At 61.2% G+C, this 17,185-nt stretch carries 21 protein-coding genes and 1 CRISPR repeat array; of the genes, 13 read left to right on the top strand and 8 right to left on the bottom strand.

Annotated features, from left to right (window positions below; translation table 11 throughout):
• Positions 1–16: 16 nt before the first annotated feature.
• The 5 genes from cas4 to KJB29_RS12860 all read left to right on the top strand — a co-directional run bounded on the left by cas4 (position 17) and on the right by KJB29_RS12860 (position 4,288).
• On the top strand, positions 17–628 hold the full coding sequence (cas4, locus tag KJB29_RS12880; protein WP_215734898.1) for a CRISPR-associated protein Cas4: 612 nt from the start codon (positions 17–19) through the stop codon (positions 626–628).
• A 10-nt stretch (positions 629–638) separates the two neighbouring features.
• Positions 639–1,505, top strand: a complete 867-nt coding sequence (locus tag KJB29_RS12875) for a BRO-N domain-containing protein (RefSeq protein WP_215734897.1) — start codon at positions 639–641, stop codon at positions 1,503–1,505.
• Positions 1,502–2,536 carry a type I-C CRISPR-associated endonuclease Cas1c gene (gene cas1c / locus KJB29_RS12870; RefSeq protein ID WP_215734896.1) on the top strand — a complete coding sequence of 345 codons (1,035 nt, stop codon included), beginning with the start codon at positions 1,502–1,504 and terminating at the stop codon, positions 2,534–2,536. Before KJB29_RS12875 ends, cas1c begins: the two co-directional genes overlap by 4 nt.
• A 100-nt stretch (positions 2,537–2,636) precedes the next feature.
• Entirely contained in the window at positions 2,637–2,930 is a 294-nt protein-coding gene (cas2, locus tag KJB29_RS12865) for a CRISPR-associated endonuclease Cas2 (protein WP_004513729.1), read from the top strand.
• 177 nt (positions 2,931–3,107) lie between these two features.
• Positions 3,108–3,504: a CRISPR direct-repeat array (repeat unit 37 nt; unit sequence GTAGCGCCCGCCTACGCAGGCGGGCGAGGATTGAAAC).
• A 280-nt stretch (positions 3,505–3,784) separates the two neighbouring features.
• A complete protein-coding gene (locus KJB29_RS12860) occupies positions 3,785–4,288 on the top strand; it encodes a nitroreductase family protein (RefSeq protein WP_215734895.1) in 504 nt (167 codons plus the stop codon).
• Positions 4,289–4,410: 122 nt separating this feature from the next.
• Here the strand turns inward: KJB29_RS12860 and KJB29_RS12855 are convergent, their stop codons facing one another.
• Positions 4,411–5,304 carry a selenium metabolism-associated LysR family transcriptional regulator gene (locus KJB29_RS12855; RefSeq protein WP_215734894.1) on the bottom strand — a complete coding sequence of 298 codons (894 nt, stop codon included), beginning with the start codon at positions 5,302–5,304 and terminating at the stop codon, positions 4,411–4,413.
• 142 nt (positions 5,305–5,446) lie between these two features.
• Between KJB29_RS12855 and yedF the strand changes: the two genes are divergently transcribed.
• Genes yedF through KJB29_RS12835 form a run of 4 tightly spaced genes read left to right on the top strand, consistent with a single transcriptional unit; the run spans position 5,447 to position 7,835 of the window.
• Positions 5,447–6,037 carry a sulfurtransferase-like selenium metabolism protein YedF gene (yedF, locus tag KJB29_RS12850; RefSeq protein ID WP_215734893.1) on the top strand — a complete coding sequence of 197 codons (591 nt, stop codon included), beginning with the start codon at positions 5,447–5,449 and terminating at the stop codon, positions 6,035–6,037.
• 12 nt (positions 6,038–6,049) lie between these two features.
• Positions 6,050–6,328, top strand: a complete 279-nt coding sequence (locus tag KJB29_RS12845; protein WP_343213566.1) for a 2-hydroxyacyl-CoA dehydratase — start codon at positions 6,050–6,052, stop codon at positions 6,326–6,328.
• Positions 6,329–6,354: 26 nt separating this feature from the next.
• On the top strand, positions 6,355–6,777 hold the full coding sequence (locus KJB29_RS12840) for a rhodanese-like domain-containing protein (protein ID WP_215734891.1): 423 nt from the start codon (positions 6,355–6,357) through the stop codon (positions 6,775–6,777).
• Between the two features lie 47 nt (positions 6,778–6,824).
• A complete protein-coding gene (locus KJB29_RS12835) occupies positions 6,825–7,835 on the top strand; it encodes a transglutaminase family protein (protein WP_215734890.1) in 1,011 nt (336 codons plus the stop codon).
• Between the two features lie 74 nt (positions 7,836–7,909).
• Here the strand turns inward: KJB29_RS12835 and KJB29_RS12830 are convergent, their stop codons facing one another.
• The 5 genes from KJB29_RS12830 to KJB29_RS12810 form a co-directional block, all read right to left on the bottom strand.
• Positions 7,910–8,341 carry a c-type cytochrome gene (locus tag KJB29_RS12830; RefSeq protein WP_215734889.1) on the bottom strand — a complete coding sequence of 144 codons (432 nt, stop codon included), beginning with the start codon at positions 8,339–8,341 and terminating at the stop codon, positions 7,910–7,912.
• 85 nt (positions 8,342–8,426) lie between these two features.
• A complete protein-coding gene (locus KJB29_RS12825; protein ID WP_215734888.1) occupies positions 8,427–9,575 on the bottom strand; it encodes a Na+/H+ antiporter NhaA in 1,149 nt (382 codons plus the stop codon).
• A 91-nt stretch (positions 9,576–9,666) separates the two neighbouring features.
• Complete coding sequence (locus tag KJB29_RS12820) at positions 9,667–10,449, bottom strand: trehalose-phosphatase (protein WP_343213567.1); 783 nt, start codon at positions 10,447–10,449, stop codon at positions 9,667–9,669.
• A 256-nt stretch (positions 10,450–10,705) separates the two neighbouring features.
• Entirely contained in the window at positions 10,706–11,050 is a 345-nt protein-coding gene (locus KJB29_RS12815) for a hypothetical protein (RefSeq protein WP_246561312.1), read from the bottom strand.
• A gap of 109 nt (positions 11,051–11,159) precedes the next feature.
• Positions 11,160–12,059: a polyphosphate kinase 2 family protein gene (locus KJB29_RS12810; protein ID WP_215734886.1), complete on the bottom strand. Its 900-nt coding sequence runs from the start codon at positions 12,057–12,059 to the stop codon at positions 11,160–11,162.
• 168 nt (positions 12,060–12,227) lie between these two features.
• On the opposite strand from KJB29_RS12810, the gene KJB29_RS12805 reads away from it, so the two are divergent.
• On the top strand, positions 12,228–13,187 hold the full coding sequence (locus KJB29_RS12805; RefSeq protein ID WP_215734885.1) for a hypothetical protein: 960 nt from the start codon (positions 12,228–12,230) through the stop codon (positions 13,185–13,187).
• Positions 13,188–13,352: 165 nt separating this feature from the next.
• Entirely contained in the window at positions 13,353–13,835 is a 483-nt protein-coding gene (locus KJB29_RS12800) for a ferritin family protein (protein WP_215734884.1), read from the top strand.
• Positions 13,836–13,926: 91 nt separating this feature from the next.
• Here the strand turns inward: KJB29_RS12800 and KJB29_RS12795 are convergent, their stop codons facing one another.
• The gene (locus tag KJB29_RS12795; RefSeq protein WP_215734883.1) at positions 13,927–14,307 is read right to left on the bottom strand and encodes a hypothetical protein; all 381 of its coding nucleotides are present in this window, start codon (positions 14,305–14,307) and stop codon (positions 13,927–13,929) included.
• A 444-nt stretch (positions 14,308–14,751) separates the two neighbouring features.
• Positions 14,752–15,543, bottom strand: a complete 792-nt coding sequence (locus KJB29_RS12790) for a sulfite exporter TauE/SafE family protein (RefSeq protein ID WP_215734882.1) — start codon at positions 15,541–15,543, stop codon at positions 14,752–14,754.
• A gap of 280 nt (positions 15,544–15,823) precedes the next feature.
• Between KJB29_RS12790 and ald the strand changes: the two genes are divergently transcribed.
• Positions 15,824–16,921 carry an alanine dehydrogenase gene (gene ald, locus KJB29_RS12785; RefSeq protein ID WP_215734881.1) on the top strand — a complete coding sequence of 366 codons (1,098 nt, stop codon included), beginning with the start codon at positions 15,824–15,826 and terminating at the stop codon, positions 16,919–16,921.
• Between the two features lie 14 nt (positions 16,922–16,935).
• The gene (locus KJB29_RS12780) at positions 16,936–17,169 is read left to right on the top strand and encodes a hypothetical protein (protein WP_004513756.1); all 234 of its coding nucleotides are present in this window, start codon (positions 16,936–16,938) and stop codon (positions 17,167–17,169) included.
• Positions 17,170–17,185 lie beyond the last annotated feature (16 nt).

Here is a 17,185-nt window from a genome sequence, read left to right as displayed (position 1 = left end):
TACAGAGGAACACATCATGGATACCCCCGACCCCATCATGATCTCCGCCCTGGAGCACTACAGCTACTGCCCCCGCCAGTGCGCCCTCATCCACGTGGAGCAGGTGTGGGGCGAAAACCTCTACACCATGCGCGGCCGCGACGTGCATGAGAACGTGGATATGGAGTCGTCCCATGACGTTGCGGGCATCCGCTACGAGCGGGCGCTCCCCCTCTGGTCGAAACGGCTTAACCTTATTGGCAAGGCCGATCTGGTGGAGTTTCACGGTGGAACTCCCTATCCGGTGGAGTACAAATCGGGCAGGCACCGGGACGGCCGCCATGAGGCGCTGCAACTCTGTGCCCAGGCCATCTGTCTCGAAGAGATGTTCGGGGTTGCGGTGGAGAAGGGAGCGCTCTTCTGGCATGGCTCGCGGGAGCGGTGTGAAGTTGTTCTTACCGACGCAATGCGGGGGCATGTGGCGAAAGCGGCCGCAGGTGTCCATGCACTGCTGGCGCAATCCGCTGTCCCGCCACCGGTGAATGACAAACGCTGCACCCATTGTTCGCTGAAGGAATCATGCCTTCCTGCCGTCGTTGCCGAGAAGGACAGAAGCCGCAGGGCGGCGCGGGAATTGTTTGTGATCTGAGGAGGGATGGATGGAAACGAAGCTGGTGGTTTTTCAGAGCAAGGAGATCAGGCGCCTGCTGGTGGATAATGCCTGGTTCTTTGCCGTGGTTGACGTGATTGCTGCTTTGACGGACAGCGACAAGCCCCGCGACTACTGGTACCGCATGAAAAAACGGGAGATTGATTCCAGCGGAGTTGAGTTGTCGACATTTTGTCGACAACTGAAACTGGAGTCTTCGGATGGGAAAAAATATCTGACGGAGATGGCCAGCACCGAAGGCCTTTTCCGCATCATCCAGTCCATCCCGTCTCCCAAGGCCGAGCCCTTCAAACGCTGGCTGGCTAAGGTTGGCTACGAGCGGGTCCAGGAGATCGAAGACCCCGAACTGGCCACGAAGCGCACCCGCGAGTTGTACAAGGCCAAGGGATACTCCGACGCTTGGATCGAGAAGCGGATGCGCGGTATTGCCATCCGGGCGGAGTTGACGGAGGAATGGAAGAACCGGGGCGTGAAGGGCGAACCGGAGTACGCCATTCTGACCGCCGAAATCTCCAAAGCCGCCTTCGGCATGACTCCCGGCGAGTACAAGCAGTTCAAGGGACTGACGCGGGAAAGCCTGCGGGACCACATGACCGATCTGGAGTTGATCTTCTCGATGTTGGGTGAGGCAGCCACGACGGAGATAGCCCGCAAGCAGGATGCTCAAGGCTTTCCCGAAAACAAGGTGGCGGCCCACAAGGGGGGGCGGATTGCCGGCGAGGCACGGGAAAAGCTGGAGGTGGAAACCGGCGAACGGGTGGTGACGTCAGAAAATTTCCTGGTGGAACCAGAAAGTCGCAAGCGGCTGGGAAATCCCCCCCGGCCCCCCTTTCGCAAAGGGGGGAAAGGAAAATGAAACAGATCCTCAACACACTCTATGTTATGACTCAGGGGGCCTATGTCTGCCTCGACCACGAAACGGTGAAGGTGGAGGTGAAAGGCGAACTCCAGATGCAGGTGCCGCTTCACCATCTGGGGGCCATCGTCACCATGGGGAACGTCATGATGAGTCCCTTCATCATGGCCCGCTGCGCCGAGGACGGTCGGGCCGTGGTGATCCTCGACCGTAACGGCAAATTCAAGTGCCGTGTCGTCGGCAAGACCAGCGGCAACGTGCTCCTGCGCCAGACCCAGTACGAGGCGGTGCGGGATAAGGAGCGCTCCGCGGCAATCGCCCGGAACATGGTGGCGGGGAAGGTTAAGAATGCCCGCCAGATCCTCATGCGGGGAGCGCGCGAAACCACCGATGCCGATGAAAGCGCCGTCCTGCGCAAGGCGGGAGACACCCTGGCCGATGCGCTCTTCCATCTCAAGGACGCGACGGATATCGACCATGTGCGCGGACTGGAGGGGGAGGCGGCCAACGCCTATTTCCAGGTGTTCGACCGGATGGTGAAGGAAGAGGAGCGCCCGGCCTTCAGGATGAACGGCCGCAACCGTCGGCCTCCGCTCGATCCCATGAACGCACTTCTCTCCTTCCTCTATACGCTGCTTCTCAACGACTGCATCAGCGCCGTTGAAGGAGTGGGGCTTGATTCCCAGATGGGCTTTCTTCATGTCCTACGTCCGGGGCGACCTTCCCTCGGGCTCGACATCATGGAAGAATTCCGAGCGGTGCTGGCGGACCGGCTGGCCCTTACCCTCATCAACCGGAAGCAGATCACTGAAAAACATTTCGAGGTGCGGCCCGGCGGGGCCACCTATCTGGACGATGCGGGTCGGAAGGAAGTCATCATGGCCTACCAGAAGCGGAAACAGGATGAATTTCACCATCCGGTCCTCGACCAGAAAGTTCCCTTCGGACTCCTACCCCACGTTCAAGCCCGGCTGCTGGCCCGGCATCTGCGGGGGGACCTGGAGCAGTACACGCCGGTGCTCTATTCATAGAAATTCCCCCCGGCCCCCCTTTCGCAAAGGGGGGAGTTACAGGCGGGGCGGGGATGAATTGCGAGTCCCCCTTTATGAAAGGGGGATAGAGGGGGATTTGATGTGGGTAGTTGTCTGCTATGACGTGAACACCGAAACCAGAGAGGGACGCCGGCGACTGCGACGGGTGGCCCAGGCGTGCAAGAACTATGGCCAGCGGGTCCAGAAGTCGGTGTTTGAATGTCAGGTCAATGAGATGAAGTTTGAGGATCTGCGGCGAAAACTGCTTCGGGAAATCAACAAGGAACAGGACAACCTCCGCTTCTATCGCCTGACAGAGCCCCGGGAGAACCATGTGGAAACCCATGGACTCACGCGAACGATCTTCTTTGACGATGAGCCGCTGATCGTTTGAGCCGCGAACCTGGTGTCCCTTCAGAAACACGGGATGTTCGCGGACGGGTAACACTGTGACATTTCGAGAGATAAGGAGGGTGAGAGATTTTAGGGAATACCTTAGCGGCCTTTTTTCGCCGGATTCGCGAAAATGGGCATGCAACTGTTTGAAAACTGTCACTAAAAAGATGTGACAGTAGCGCCCGCCTACGCAGGCGGGCGAGGATTGAAACACGTGCCCTTGGCCTTCCAGGTCGGCGAGCATCTTGTAGCGCCCGCCTACGCAGGCGGGCGAGGATTGAAACGTCCGACTCCCCTTGCAGGTGGTCCGTGTACGTCGTAGCGCCCGCCTACGCAGGCGGGCGAGGATTGAAACTGGGGGGAGAGTGCGTTTCAAGGGTGCTCCTTATGAGTGGTAGCGCCCGCCTACGCAGGCGGGCGAGGATTGAAACTGTGTGTTGCCGAGCGTTACCCCGTATGTTTGCGTAGCGCCCGCCTACGCAGGCGGGCGAGGATTGAAACCGCAAAATGGGCATGGCAGCAACGTCTGCTCCAAGTAGCGCCCGCCTACGCAGGCGGGCGAGGATTGAAACATGCTGCTGTGACCCAGGAGCATCTGAAGTGCCCGGGGGGGAGCGCCCGCCTACGTAGGCGGGCGAAGCGACAGAGGGGTGAGGTTACGGGCTACCGGAAGATGATTCCCCCAATGCAGACACAACAGAGGGCAACGAAAAACATGAGCACCGAAACGACGGCAATGGCTTTGACCAGCATGGGAATGACCTCATAACATTTTTCTTAGTTAATCGGTGTGTAACGGCAAAACTTTAATTTATTTTACGTGTAGTTAGCCAGCTGGCGAGGAGGACGGAGATGGAGGTTCTGGAGGCAATCTACGGACGCCGCAGCGTGCGGCAGTATACCGGCGAGCCGGTGACGCGGGAGGCAGTTCTGGAGATCGTCCGGGCAGGTTCCTGGGCGCCGTCGGGGCTCAACAATCAGCCGTGGCGGTTTGCCATTGTGTCCGACGACGAAAAGCGCCGGGCGCTGGCGGGGCTTACGAAGTACCGGCACATTCTGGAAGGGGCGCCGGTTTCCATTGCGGTCTTCTGCGACCGGGCCGCCATGTACAACGATACAAAGGATCACCAGTCTGTCGGGGCGTGCCTCCAGAACATGCTTCTGGCGGCCCATGCCCTGGGGCTTGGGGCCGTGTGGCTCGGGGAGATTCTGAAGAGCGCGGACAAGGTGCGGGAACTGTTGGCATTGCCGGAGAGCCTGGAGCTTATGGCGGTGGTCGCAGTGGGGAGGCCGGCGGAATTCGCCCGCACGGGCGATAGGAAGGATCTCGACGAACTGATCGTTGGGGAATATTGATCTGCTTCACACCCTGAAGGCCCTGTTCCCCTGCGACTCCAGCCAGCCGAAGAGTCGGCGCGGCATCCCGCCCAAGGGGAGCTCGTCGCCGTTGTTGTGGAACGGGTGCCAGCGTCGGCCGCTTAGCGGTACTGGTCCCTCATCAGGTCGGCAAAGGCGCGGGCCGCCGGGGAAAGCTCCCGCCCATCCCGCTGCACAAGGTAGAACGTGCGGGAAATCTTCAGCCCCTCGACCGGAACCTCCACGAGCTCGCCGCGTCCCAGTTCCTTTCTCACCGAGATTTCCGACAGAAACGACACTCCCAATCCGCTGGCCACGGCATGCTTGACCGCCTCGTTGCTCCCAAGGCTCGCCCGCACGGCAAGGGTGGCCGGTGCGACGCCGGCGCCGGCCAGGGCGTGCGCGATGGTCCGGGCCGTGCCGGAGCCCGGTTCGCGCATGATGAACTCCTGGCGGGCCAGGACGTCGATACCGACGGGTCCTCTGCCGGCCAGGGGGTGGGCGCTGCCGGCGATGAGCCTGATTTCGTCTCGCCCCAGGGGGGTGAAGGCGAACCCCTCGTCGTCGAAGCTGCTCCCGATGATGCCGATCTCCACCTCTTCCCGCGCCACCTTGTCCAGAATCTCCCGGCTGTCCCCCTGGAGAAGCGTCAGGCGGACACCGGGATGCCGCGCAAGGAAGAGGGGCAGGACCTCCGGGATCATGTGGTCGCCCGGAATGTTGCTTCCCCCCACGCGAAGCTCTGCCTCTTCCACCCCCCGGAAGCGCCGCATGGCCGGCTCGATTTCCCTGGCGCCCGCCACCACCTTCCGGGCGTGCTCCAGCAGGAGCTTTCCCCCCTCGGTCAGAAGCGCCCCACGCCCCGTGCGGTCCAGGAGTTTTACCCCCAGTTCATGTTCCAGGGCCGCGATATGCTGGCTCACCGTCGATTGGGTAATGAACGTTGCCTCGGCTCCCCGGGAGAAGCTGCCGCTTTCGGCCACGGCAAGGAAAACTTCCAGCTGCTTGAGGTTCATGGGGGTTCTCCTGTTATCGGTATTTACGATATTAACTATTTAGTTTATCAAAATTATCAATTTGACCTTGTTCTGTCAAATACGCAATACTTTACCAGAATTCGCTATGACGCCTGATGAACTTCGGATGAAGGGGTTTTGGATGAAAATAATCGACTGCAGGAATATGGCCTGTCCCGCGCCGGTGGTTACCACCAAGCGGGCACTGGAGGAGGCGGGTGGCGAGACGGTGCAGGTCCTGGTGGACCCTGGAGCCCCCCGGGAGAACGTGACCCGCTTTGCCGAAAACCGCGGTTTTGCCGTCAGTGAAGCCGAGGCTGATAACGGTTTCACTCTCACCATCACCTCGCCGGGGAGTGCTCCGGTCGAGCCGGTCCGGACCGTGGCAGGGAAGGGGGGCAAGACCGTAATGCTCGTGGCCTCCGACCGGCTCGGGGACGGCCCCGAGGAGCTGGGGCGGCTCCTCATGAAGAACTTCATCATCACCCTCCTTGACCTTAAGGAGCTTCCTGACCGGATGCTCTTCGTCAACACCGGGGTTCTTCTCTCCACGGAAGGGTCCGAGGTTCTGGAGGCCCTGCAAAGCCTTGGCAATCGTGGGGTTGAGGTCCTCTCCTGCGGTGTCTGCCTCGACTTTTTCCACCGCAAGGAGAAGCTCGTGGCCGGATTGGTCACCAACATGTTCACCATTGCCGAGAGCCTCTTGGGGGCAGGGTCGGTGGTCAGGCTTTAATCATCGGAACACTTGGGATGCTCGTGCATGTCCCCCAACCAGGGGCGCTTCGAGTTGGTGGAGCGCCTTGCGCTCGAGTTTCAGGCTGACGGGGTCATCGACCTCACCTGGCAGGGGTGCCACACCTACAACATCGAGTCCTACAGTCTCAAGAAATACCTCCAGGAGCGTACTGCTATTCCCTTCTTCCAGATCGAGACTGACTACTCCGAATCGGACACCGAGCAGCTGAAAGTGCGGATCGAGGCGTTCCTGAAAATCCTGAATCGGACGCGGCGTAACGCACACTAAGCACATTTCACCGAAATGGAGAGAGCATGAAACAATGGATCACCTTACTGACGGTCTCTGTTCTTTTGGTTGCCGTTGCGGCCATGGCCGCCAACTACCGGTACGTGAAGCAGGACACCTTCAAAGGGTGGCTGGAGAGTGGCCACCCCATGATCATCGTGGACATCCAGGCGCCGCAAGGCTTTGCCAAGGCGCACTTCAAGGGTGCGCTGGAAACCAACGCCTTCCCCGTGAAGAGCGCCGAGGAGAAGAAGCGGCTCGACGCCACCCTGAAGAAGATCGGCGTCACGAAGGATGACGTGGCGATCGTCTGTCCCCGTGGAGGGGGCGGCGCCAAGAATACGTACGACTACCTGAAGTCAAAAGGTGTCGACGAGAAACGGCTCTTCATCCTGGAAAAGGGGAGCGAGGGGTGGCCCTGGCCGAAGTTCTGCGCCACTGGCCGGTAATACTATTCAGCGGAGCTACGGCTCCGTACGATGACAGGGGAGGATTAATGAAGAAGCTGTTTATGGCGGCGATGCTGACCATCGTCACTGCCGCAACCGCCTTCGGCGCGGCGAGCCGGGCCGGGGTCGTGACCGTTGATGTGGACCTGTCGGCCCAGGAAAAGGGGAAAGAGGTGAAACTATGGCTCCCCTATCCGGTCAGCGACGCCAACCAGTCAATCACCGGCATCAGCGTCACGGGAGACTACGCCGAGTCCGGCGTTTACACCGACCGGGCCAATGGATCGCCCATGCTCCATGCCCGGTGGAAGGGCGACGCCACCAGCCGCAAGCTCTCCTTTACCTTTGCCGCCGAGCGGCAGGAGGTTGTCCGACGTGCGTTCCCGGATAAAGAGGCGGCCTGGGATCCGGCCGACTACCGGCAGTACCTGGCCCCCACAAGCCTCGGCCCCACCAGCGGCGAGGTGAAGAAGCTGGCCGATTCCATAACCAAAGGGAAGAAGACGGTATTGGAGAAAGCCCGGGCCGTCTATGACTGGACCTGCGAGAACACCTATCGAGACCCCAATACCAGGGGGTGCGGCAAGGGTGACGTCTGTGCCCTGCTGGAGAAGCCTGGTGGGAAATGCACCGACATCTCCTCGGTATTTATCGCCCTTTCCCGGGCGGCCGGCGTGCCGGCCCGTGAGGTCTTCGGCATCCGCCTCGGCAAGAAGGCGGAAGAGGATATAACCACTTGGCAGCATTGCTGGGCTGAGTTCTTCCTTCCCGGTTACGGGTGGGTGCCGGTGGACCCGGCCGATGTCCGCAAGGCGATGCTGGTGGAAAACCTGAAGCTGGACAATGCAAAGACTAAAGAGTACCAGGAGTACTTCTGGGGGGGAATCGACCCCTACCGCATCGCGCTGGCCGTTGGGCGCGACGTGGTCCTCAATCCGCCCCAGGCTGGGCCGCCCCTGAACACCTTCGGCTATCCCTATGCCGAGGTAGGGGGGAAGGCGGTCGATTTTTATGATCCGCAGGGCTTCCGCTACACGATCACCTACAAAGAAAAATAGAGTGATCCTCCGTTGAGACTAAAAAGGGAGCCCCGTGAGGGAGCTCCCTTTTTCATTTCTGTGCCAGGCTATTCTTATTTTTTGAGACTCATCACGTAGGCAACGAGAGTTTCCACCTCGATTCCCTGGAGGTTGCCGAAGGCGGGCATGCCGCCGGGGCGTCCCTTGGTGATGGTCTCCTTGATCGCCTCGGGAGTGCGGCCGTACTTGAAGTCGGCCTTCTGGAGAGAGGGGGCGCTCATCCCTTTACCCTCTTCGCCGTGGCAACCGGCGCACTGTTTCTTGAAGATGGCTTTCCCCATGGCCTGCGTCTGCTGGTCACTCATGGGGCCTCCCATGGTTGTCTGGGGGACCGCTCCCGTGGCCGGTTTTTCGGCCGGGGCCTGGACGGGCTTTTCCTGCTGCTTGCAGCCGGCGGCTGCCAGACAGCCGGCAAGGATAGCGACAACGATGATGCTCCTGTGTCCCGAACCCTTCAGTTTCGTCACAATGGATCTGTCATGCATGGTGCTCCCTCCGCTCTTTTGATGGGGATGTTTTAGGCGAGTATAATGAAGCAATTCTGTATGTCAAGGTACACGTCTCTCCTGTTCAGGGGATTCTCCGTACCTTCAGGATTCTGCCGAGCGCCACGGCCACCGGGAGCACTCCCCCCGAGAGAAGCGCCCCCATCTTGGCCGCACCCTCGATGTCGGGATCCACAAAGGCTACCCCCGCCACGAAGAGGGCTACGGTGAGCCCCATGCCGGCCACCAGCCCCGTCAACGCCAGTTCCTTGAACCCAACCCTGTCCGGGAGGGGGAAGCCGAGGGCCTTTCCCAGTGAGCCCATGGTGAAGATGCCTGCCGTCTTGCCGACCAGGAGCGCTGTCAGCACGAGCCAGGTGGCCGTTCCCACGGAGGAGAAGCGGACTCCCGCGTTGGCGAGGCCGAAGAGGAAGAGGCCGAAGTCGACGACGATCTTCCAGTCGTGCTCGAAACGGGCGAGGGGGGAGGTGTCGCGGGGATTTTCCTCGAACAGGTGCGCCGATTCCCGCGGAGGATGGGGGAGGAAGGGGATGATGAAGACGAGGGCCAGGGCAGGGTGGAGGTGGGCCTTGAACAGGCCGGTCCAGGAGAGCCCTCCCCCCACAAGTACATAGGGCCAGTAGCTCTTCACCCTGGCGCCCCGCAGGATGTAGGCGGCCACGATGCCGGCCACCGTCAGGAAAAGCCACATCGGCTCGGTGGGGTGGACTGGATCGGGGTAGAAGACGGCGATGATGGCAAGCCCGATGGCGTCGTCAGCCACGGCCAGGAGCAGGAGGAACGATACTGCCGGGTGGCCGGCGCCGAAGACCAGCCGCGCCACGAGCCAGGCCAGGGCAATGTCGGTTGCGGTGGGGATTCCCCACCCATTGGTCAGGGTCGGGTCACCGATGGCGGCATTGAGAATCAGGTACACAATCACCGGGCCGATGACGCCGCCGAGGGTCGCCAACAGAGGGTTGACGGCCTTGCGGGGCGGGTTCAGGTCTCCGCCGGGAAGGCAGCTCTGGGTGATCTCGGCGGCTGCGATCCCGAAAAAGAGCACCATGAAGAGTTCATTGACCAGGAAATGGAGGCTGACCCCCCCGAAAGAAGGCTGATGGATAAGGGCATCATACCCCCGGGGATCGAGGTTTGCCCAAGCGAGGGCTGTTATGACTCCGGCGATGAGGGGGACGGAGAACTCCCTCAGTAGATTGATCGGTTTTCTCATGCAATCCTGTTCCTGAGAGCCGGCGGTGCCGGGAGGGTAGGGGAGGAGCCCCGTCCCCGCGGCGACACCGCCGGCTGAGGTGCGACAAAATTTATGCTGCCTTATTGTAACGCCGTTCGGGCCATCGTGCCGGGAGGGGGGGGCTTGTCCCCGCAAGGTCACGGACTTGGCGCACCAGCGACCGCAAGTCTACTACGGCTGTCGAGCCGGACACAAGGGGGCGTCTGCCGACGGAGAAGGCCGTTCCCCCCTGGCGCACCACCCAGCCGAGAGCCGTGGCATCGTTGGCGTCGCTGCCGGCGCATATGATTGCTCCCTCGTGCTTGAGAAGGTGGCAGAGGGCGCGCACGCCGAATTCCATGGTGATTTCGGGGAGAAAGAGGGTTTCCACCATGTCGGGGTACCGATAGAGGGCGCCGCGCCCGTCGCGGCAGGCTTCCTGGAGCCGGTCGTCGAGGGTCCGCTTTGTCTTTGGTGCCGCGCCGGCGACATGGAAGACGGCAGACCAGCGGCGGTCTTCGAAGGTTACCCCCGGCAGCTCGGCAAGGTCCCGCAGCACCGGCAGGAGGATGTCCCGGTTTTCCATGAGGAGATCCTTGGGCCGGCCGGAAAGGGTCATGGAGTCCCCGCCGGGGATGTGCCATTCAGTCCCGCATCCCCCCCCGAGAAAAACTCCCGGTATGGCGACCCGGGAGACGAGGTCCTCAAGGGAACGGCTGGAGAGGACCGCAACCCGTTCGCCGGGGGTGCCGGCGAGTTCCTCCAAAAGTTGGCGGGTGAGCCGGTGCAGGCGGGCCCTGGTCCGGTCGGTCCCCGCTGTCGTCAGTACACCATCAAAAGAAAATATCCAGAGTCTTTGTGACGAATCATTCACCTTCAAGGTTACACCTCCCTGCGCGCCGTGACGTCAGGCAACCGGGCGCGGCAATTGTCCTGCTATCGCCATGGGATGGCGGCAGCCGGATCCGTGAGGGCCGTGGTCACGGCTAAGAGGCGCCGTGATTCCGGCCGGATCACCGTTCAGGGTTCAGTGACAGCAGAGAGGAGGTGCGGCAGTGTTTGCGCCAAGCCGTCATGGACGTGACGGGATCGTCCGTCACCGGTTATTGCGCGTTGCACGCACCCCTTCGTCAGCAGTGGTTTTGAGGTGGGACGAAGAGATCGTAGAAGACCTGGGGCGGCGCCCGGAACGGCTCGAAAGGATGGAGATTCTCCACCGGCGGCGCATAGGCCGGCATGACAAGGGGGGCGATGCAGGAAGGGTTGAAATCGCCGTGGAACGCCTCGGATGCGGGGCCGCTCGACTCTCCCCCGTCGGAATCGGCGGTGATGCATCCGCAGTTCGCGTGTTTGGAGAGGGTCTGATCCTTCAGGTGAAGGGAGAGGGCAAGGCCGAAGCCGGACGTGGAGAGGAGCAGCAGGATCACAACCAGGGCCGCGGCGAGGACTCTATGGGAAAGGATAACGGTTTTCATGGCGTTCAGTGTGGGGCGCCGAGGCGCATCATTGTTCAAAAGATAGGAAGTTCGGATACGGCTGTCAAGGTCTTTCGAGGAATATGCCCCTTTCCCGCCATACCCTGTTTCACCCCTCAAGCATCGCCCGGGCCGCGGCCAACTCCTTCCGTTTCGCCTCGTCCACCTCGGGGTAGGCGAGTTGCAGCCCGTCGAGGGCCTCGATGATGCCTCCCGCCACCACCAGGCGGCTGAACCACTTGTTGTCCGCCGGCACCACATACCAGGGGGCGTATTCAGTGGCGGTGTGACGGATCATATCCTCGTAGGCGTCCATGTATTTGTCCCAGTACCGGCGCTCCTGGGCATCGGCCACCGAGAATTTCCAGTTCTTGTCCGGATTGTCGAGCCGCTCCAGGAAGCGCTTCTTCTGCTCCCCCCGCGATACGTTGAGAAAAAACTTGCGGATGGCAATGCCGTTGCGGGTCAGGTAGCGCTCGTAGGCGTTGATGTCCTCGTAACGCTCCTTCCAGATATCTTTCGTCACCAGTTGCGGCGGGAGCTTCTGCTTTTCGAGGAGTTCCCGGTGAACCCTCACGACCAGGACCTCTTCGTAGTAGGAACGGTTGAAAATGCCGATCCGCCCCCGCTCGGGGAGGCACTTGCCGCTCCGCCATAGGAAGTCGTGATCCAGTTCCTCCGCTGAAGGGGCCTTGAAGTTGAAGACCTGGCATCCCTGGGGGTTGACACCGGACATGACGTGCTTGATGGCGCCGTCTTTCCCGGCCGCATCCATGGCCTGGAAGATGAGGAGGAGTCCCCACCGGTCCTGGGCATAGAGCATCTCCTGCATCTCCGCAAGAATTTCGACCCCCTGCTGGAGGAGCTCGGCGGACCGGTCCTTGATCCCCTCCTCGTGCTTGAGCCCGAGAGTCTCGTTGGGGTCGTGGTCCTTGAGCCTGAACTTCTTACCCTCTTCCACCCGAAAGCTCTTGGCAAAGGATTTGGCTTTCTTGATCGTCTCGCTCATGGTTTGGCTCCTTGTTGGCCCCACTGGGGCGATTCCCGACCTATCCATACTACCACGGGCGCTCCCTGCTTCAACCCGCCCGGCTGCCATGAAACGCTGGACAGAGAGGTCGGGGGAGGGGTACTATCCAACGTTGTTGCGCATCACCTGAAGAAAGGAACCACCCCCGTGAAAACCCCGCTGATCGCCTTGGCCTGCATGGCTTTGGTTCTTGTCTGTTCACCAACGTCGCGCGCCGACGACGAAGTGCTCCCCCAGCCGTCTCCTCCCCTCTGCGAAGAGACGCTCAAGCGCCAGGATGAGGCCCTTGCCGCCCTCAAGGCGGAACAGTCCCGGCTGGAGCAGAAGATCCGGGATATGGAGTGCGCCCCGGTCGTTTCCAGCGATGAGCTCCTGGCGAGAAACCTCAACCAGCTCCAGAGCCTGGCGGCCAATACCCGCGCCCAGCGCCAGACCATGGCCGACTTCAGGACCTTCGTCACCTGGATGAGCTCAAGCCTCTCCGGCTACGAGAAGTACATCCAGGCTGGCTCCGTGGTGGCCGGCTTCGCCCGGGTCCTTCCCATCCCCTACGCGGGCCAGGCGTCGATGCTGACCAAGTTCGTCTCCCAGGGGGTCCTCTCCCTCAATGCCGCCTCGGGCTCCATTGCCACGTACCTGAAAACCTCCGACCAATACCTGGCACTGGTCGGCGCCATCGACCCGAAACGCCCCGATCCCGCCCGGGTCTCCACCGCCGTCCGTTTCGCCGACGGGGAGCTTCTGCGGGCCATGACCGACGTCCAGGCCAAGCTGCGGACCTCCGCCGACATCTCCGCCTCCACCCTGTCGTTCCTGAAAACCCTTGACAGCTATGTGGGCGGCAGTGACGAATACTGGGCCAGGACCAAGGCCTTCATCACCCGTAACGATGCCTACAAGAAAGACAAGAGCTACCTGGCCTCGAGCATCGAGGGGCTCACCAGCCAGGCCGGAGCGTTCAACAACAGGCTCACTCTCTTCGAGGAGACCGCCCGCAAGGACCTGCCGATCATCAAGAACCTGGTGGCCTATGACGAGCTGGCGCGGGAGGTCGATGCAAAAGCGCGGGTAAAGCGCGAAGCCCTGGCAGCGGCGGGGAAGCCGTAGCTTCCGTTTGTTCACGGCTCAGGCATGGAAAGGGCGGGGTAATCCCCGCCCTTTCCTATTTTCAAAAGATGGGAACCGGATTTGCAGATAAAATGCATGGAACAGAAAATTCGATAGAGGTATCGGCCGCGCCGGCTGTAGTCGTAGAGGATGGGGGGGAAAACCATGGCAAGAATGTCGGTCGATATGATGACGGTGCTTCACAAGTGTGCCGAGATCGAGCTCAAGAGCATGGAACTGTATGATCTCTATGCCGACTGTTTCACGCACGATCTGGATGTTGCCCGGATGTGGCGCCGGGCCGCCCGCGAGGAGGAGGACCATGCTAACCAGTTCCGGCTTGCCTTGAAGATGAGGGACGGAGTCATAAGGGAGGTAAACCTTGACCCCTGCCGGGTTGAATACATCCTCAAGGAACTCCAGTTCGCCATCGACAGAGTGAAGCTGAGTTGCCCCACGCTGGAGGAGGCCTTCCATTCGGCAATCAAGCTGGAGGAGGATCTGTCAGGGATGCATGTGCAGTATGTGGTGGATTTCGAGGACGAGATGTGCAGAAAGTTTTTCAACGCCCTGATGATGGACGATAAGATCCATGTGAGCCGGCTCAGGGAGGCCTATGATCGGCAAACAAAAATCCGCGACCGGTAAGGTGCGGGTAAGGGATAGGCAGATCGACACATTCAGGGCATAACAACTGTCAAAGGCGGAACGGAAACGTTCCGCCTTTTGTTTCGGGATGCTAGTTGCCGAATTCCCGGGCCTGTTCCACGGAAGCGGGGCGAGCCTGGAGCAGGCTCTCGGCCCGTTGGGCCAGAAGCGATTCGATGAACATGAAGGTGAGGGTCATCATGCCGTAGGCGGTCATTACACCGGCCAGCCTTTCGTATGCGGCCATTCCCGGGGCGCAGGTGATGACGGCGACCATGCCGATTGCTCCCGCGGCGCACATGCCGTGCCGCACGATCCATTGCCTTTGTTCGGCCACAAACCGGCGCAGTGCCTCCCCGTCGCTGTCCCGGAGGAACTCCCGGCACCGTTGCCAGTCGATCATCATGCGAGGTATGAGAATGGCTGCCACGGATACGGTTATGAATGCCATGACGGTATAGAGCGTTTCCATTGGGTCCTCCCTGAGAGTGCTCTGGAACTTTTGTCTTTGCCAGGGAAAGAGCAAAAGTATTGCCGTCAATTGACTTAAAGATGCAGGCGTGATGTGGATGGAGATTCGAAGACAACTTGTTGAAAGTACGAGTATTTTATTATATTGAATTGTGAATTAACAATAATTTGAGGGCGTTATAAATGGTTTTTTGACGAAATTCGGCATTGACGGGGTGTGACTCACAGGGGATGGGTGATTAATTAATAGAAAAAATAGACGGTTGCGACTATTTTATCTCTTAGAGATAGTGACACGTTTTGGCGTGGTCGTGGCTGAAAAATGGTTATATGGCGAAATGTTCGATTATTTCTAGAATGGTCGGGTGCGGTGGCAACAATTATTTTTCTCTTAGGTGGGGGAGTGGGAGATATTTCAGGGCAATATTGAGGGGGCATCACGTTTTTACAGGAGACCGGAAAGGAGCTTTGTCCCCATGGCGATGAGGAGCAAGGCGAAGATCTTCTTGAGGCCTGATACGGGAAGGTTGTGGGCAAGGCGTGCGCCGAAGGGGGCAGTAATGACGCTCGCCAGGGCGATGCCGGCCAGGGCCGGGAGGTAGACAAAACCGACGGACCAGGGGGGGAGGGACGTGACCATTAGGCCGTTCGCCATGTAGCCGGCAGCTCCGGCCAGGGCTATGGGGAAGCCTATGGCGGCCGAGGTGCCGATGGCATTGTGCATTGATATGTTGCACCAGACCATGAACGGCACCGACAGGCTCCCGCCGCCGATCCCCACGAGGCTGGAAATCGCTCCGATAACCCCCCCGACGCCGAGCATCCCTCCCGTGCCCGGCAGCTGGCGCGAGGGTTTGGGCCGGATGTTGAGGAGCATCTGGATTGCCACGTAGTAGAGGAATACCACGAAGAAGACCTTGAGGGAGCGGGTCGACAGCTGTGCCGCCACCCAGCTCCCGGCCAGGGTGCCGGCGACGATGCCGGCGGAGATGCGGCGCACCACCCGCCACTCTACGGCACCCCGGTCATGGTGGGCCCGCAGGCTCGACACCGAGGTGAAGATGATGGTGGCCAGGGAGGTCCCCAGTGCCAGGTGGGCGATGTAGGGAGCGGGAAGCCCCTGGGCGGTGAAGAGGAAGGTGAGGGCCGGCACGATGACGATCCCTCCCCCCACGCCGAGAAGCCCCGCCAGGACGCCGGCAAAGGCACCGAGGGCCAGGTAGGCCAGCAGGAACATGACTATCTTTCCCCTTTCTTGCCGTTTTTGCCGTTGTTCCGTTCGAATTCGGCCCGCAGCCGTTCCAGTCCCTTGCGGAAGCTCTCGGCGTCGCCGTACTCGAAGATCCGGTAGTCCATGGGGGCTCCTTTGGGCTTGAAGGTGTTGTTATACCCGAAACCGCCCCGCTTGTCGCGAGGATTTGCCGAATTCGCGCGGTACCCCGGTGGACGACGATGTCCGGGCGGGTATACTTATATTTAATGCATCAATCCTAATGCCATGCGCGGAGGGTAACACCATGATCGTCGGAGTGCCGCGAGAGATCAAGACCCACGAGTACCGGGTCGGCATGACGCCGGCCGGCGTTGCGGAGCTGGCGCGGGGGGGACACACGGTTCTCGTGGAAACCGGAGCCGGAGAGGGGAGCGGTTTTGCCGACGGGGAATACCTGCGGGCCGGAGCCCGGGTCTGCGGCAGGGAAGAGGTCTTCGGTCTGGCGGAGCTCGTCGTGAAGGTGAAGGAGCCGCTTCCGTCAGAGTACGGTCTGCTGAGACAAGGGCAGACCCTTTTCACCTACCTGCACCTGGCCCCCAACCGTCCCCTCACGGAGCTGCTCCTGGAGAGGGGGGTCACGGGAATCGGTTACGAGACCTTCGAGAAGGGAGGGACGCTGCCGCTTCTGGCCCCCATGAGCGAGGTGGCGGGCCGCATGGCGCCGCTGGTGGGGGGATACCATCTCCAGCGGGTTCTCGGGGGGACGGGGGTCCTTCCCTCGGGGGTGCCGGGGGTGCCCGCCGCCCGCGCCCTCATCCTGGGGGCCGGCGTGGTGGGGAGCGGCGCGGCGAGGGTCTGCGCCGGCCTCGGCATGGAAACGGTGGTTATGAACCGGGGGATCGATCGGCTTCAGCGGCTCGACGAAATTCTGGCCGGAAGGGCCCGGACCGTGGCCCTGAACCGGGAGTCCCTGGTGGAGGAACTTTCGCGGGCAGACTTGGTGGTCGGCGCAGTGCTCGTGCCGGGGGGGCGGACCCCTCTTCTCATCGACCGGCCGGCCCTCGGCACTATGAAGCGCGGGTCAGTCATTGTCGACGTCTCCATCGACCAGGGGGGGTGCGCCGAGACGAGCCGCCCCACCACTCACGACGACCCGGTCTACATTGTGGACGGCGTCATCCACTATACCGTGGCGAACATGCCCGGCGCCTATCCTCGTACCTCGACCCTGGCCCTCACCAATGCCACGCTCCCCTGCGTGAAGGCCCTGGCCGACCGGGGAATCGAGGATGCGCTTCGGGCCGATCCGGCCCTGGCCGGCGCCCTCAATACCTGGCGCGGCGCCGTGGTCCACCGTGCCCTGGCCCAGGCGCTGGATCTGCCGTTTTCACTTTTTTCCTGACAAAGGGGGATCCCATGGCGAGCGGTCGAATCGAGGTGATTGCCTATGCGGGCTATCGGGGCGAGGAGTGCCCGCGGGCCTTTGTGGTGGGCGGGGTGCAGGTGGATGTCATGAAGCTCCTCGATCTCTGGACGGAGGAAAACCATTTCTCGAAGCGGCGCCGGCGCTGCTTCCGGGTGAAGGGGAGCGACTGGCGAACCTACGTCATCTGCCACGATGAGACGGGCGACGAGTGGTCGCTGGTGTGACGAGTTTGCGGTAAAT

It is taken from the genome of Geobacter grbiciae (assembly GCF_018531165.1).
Taxonomy (GTDB): Bacteria; Desulfobacterota; Desulfuromonadia; order Geobacterales; family Geobacteraceae; genus Geobacter; species Geobacter metallireducens.
The sequence above is the reverse complement of the archived record's forward strand: the minus strand, read 5'-3'. Positions and strand labels throughout refer to the sequence as shown.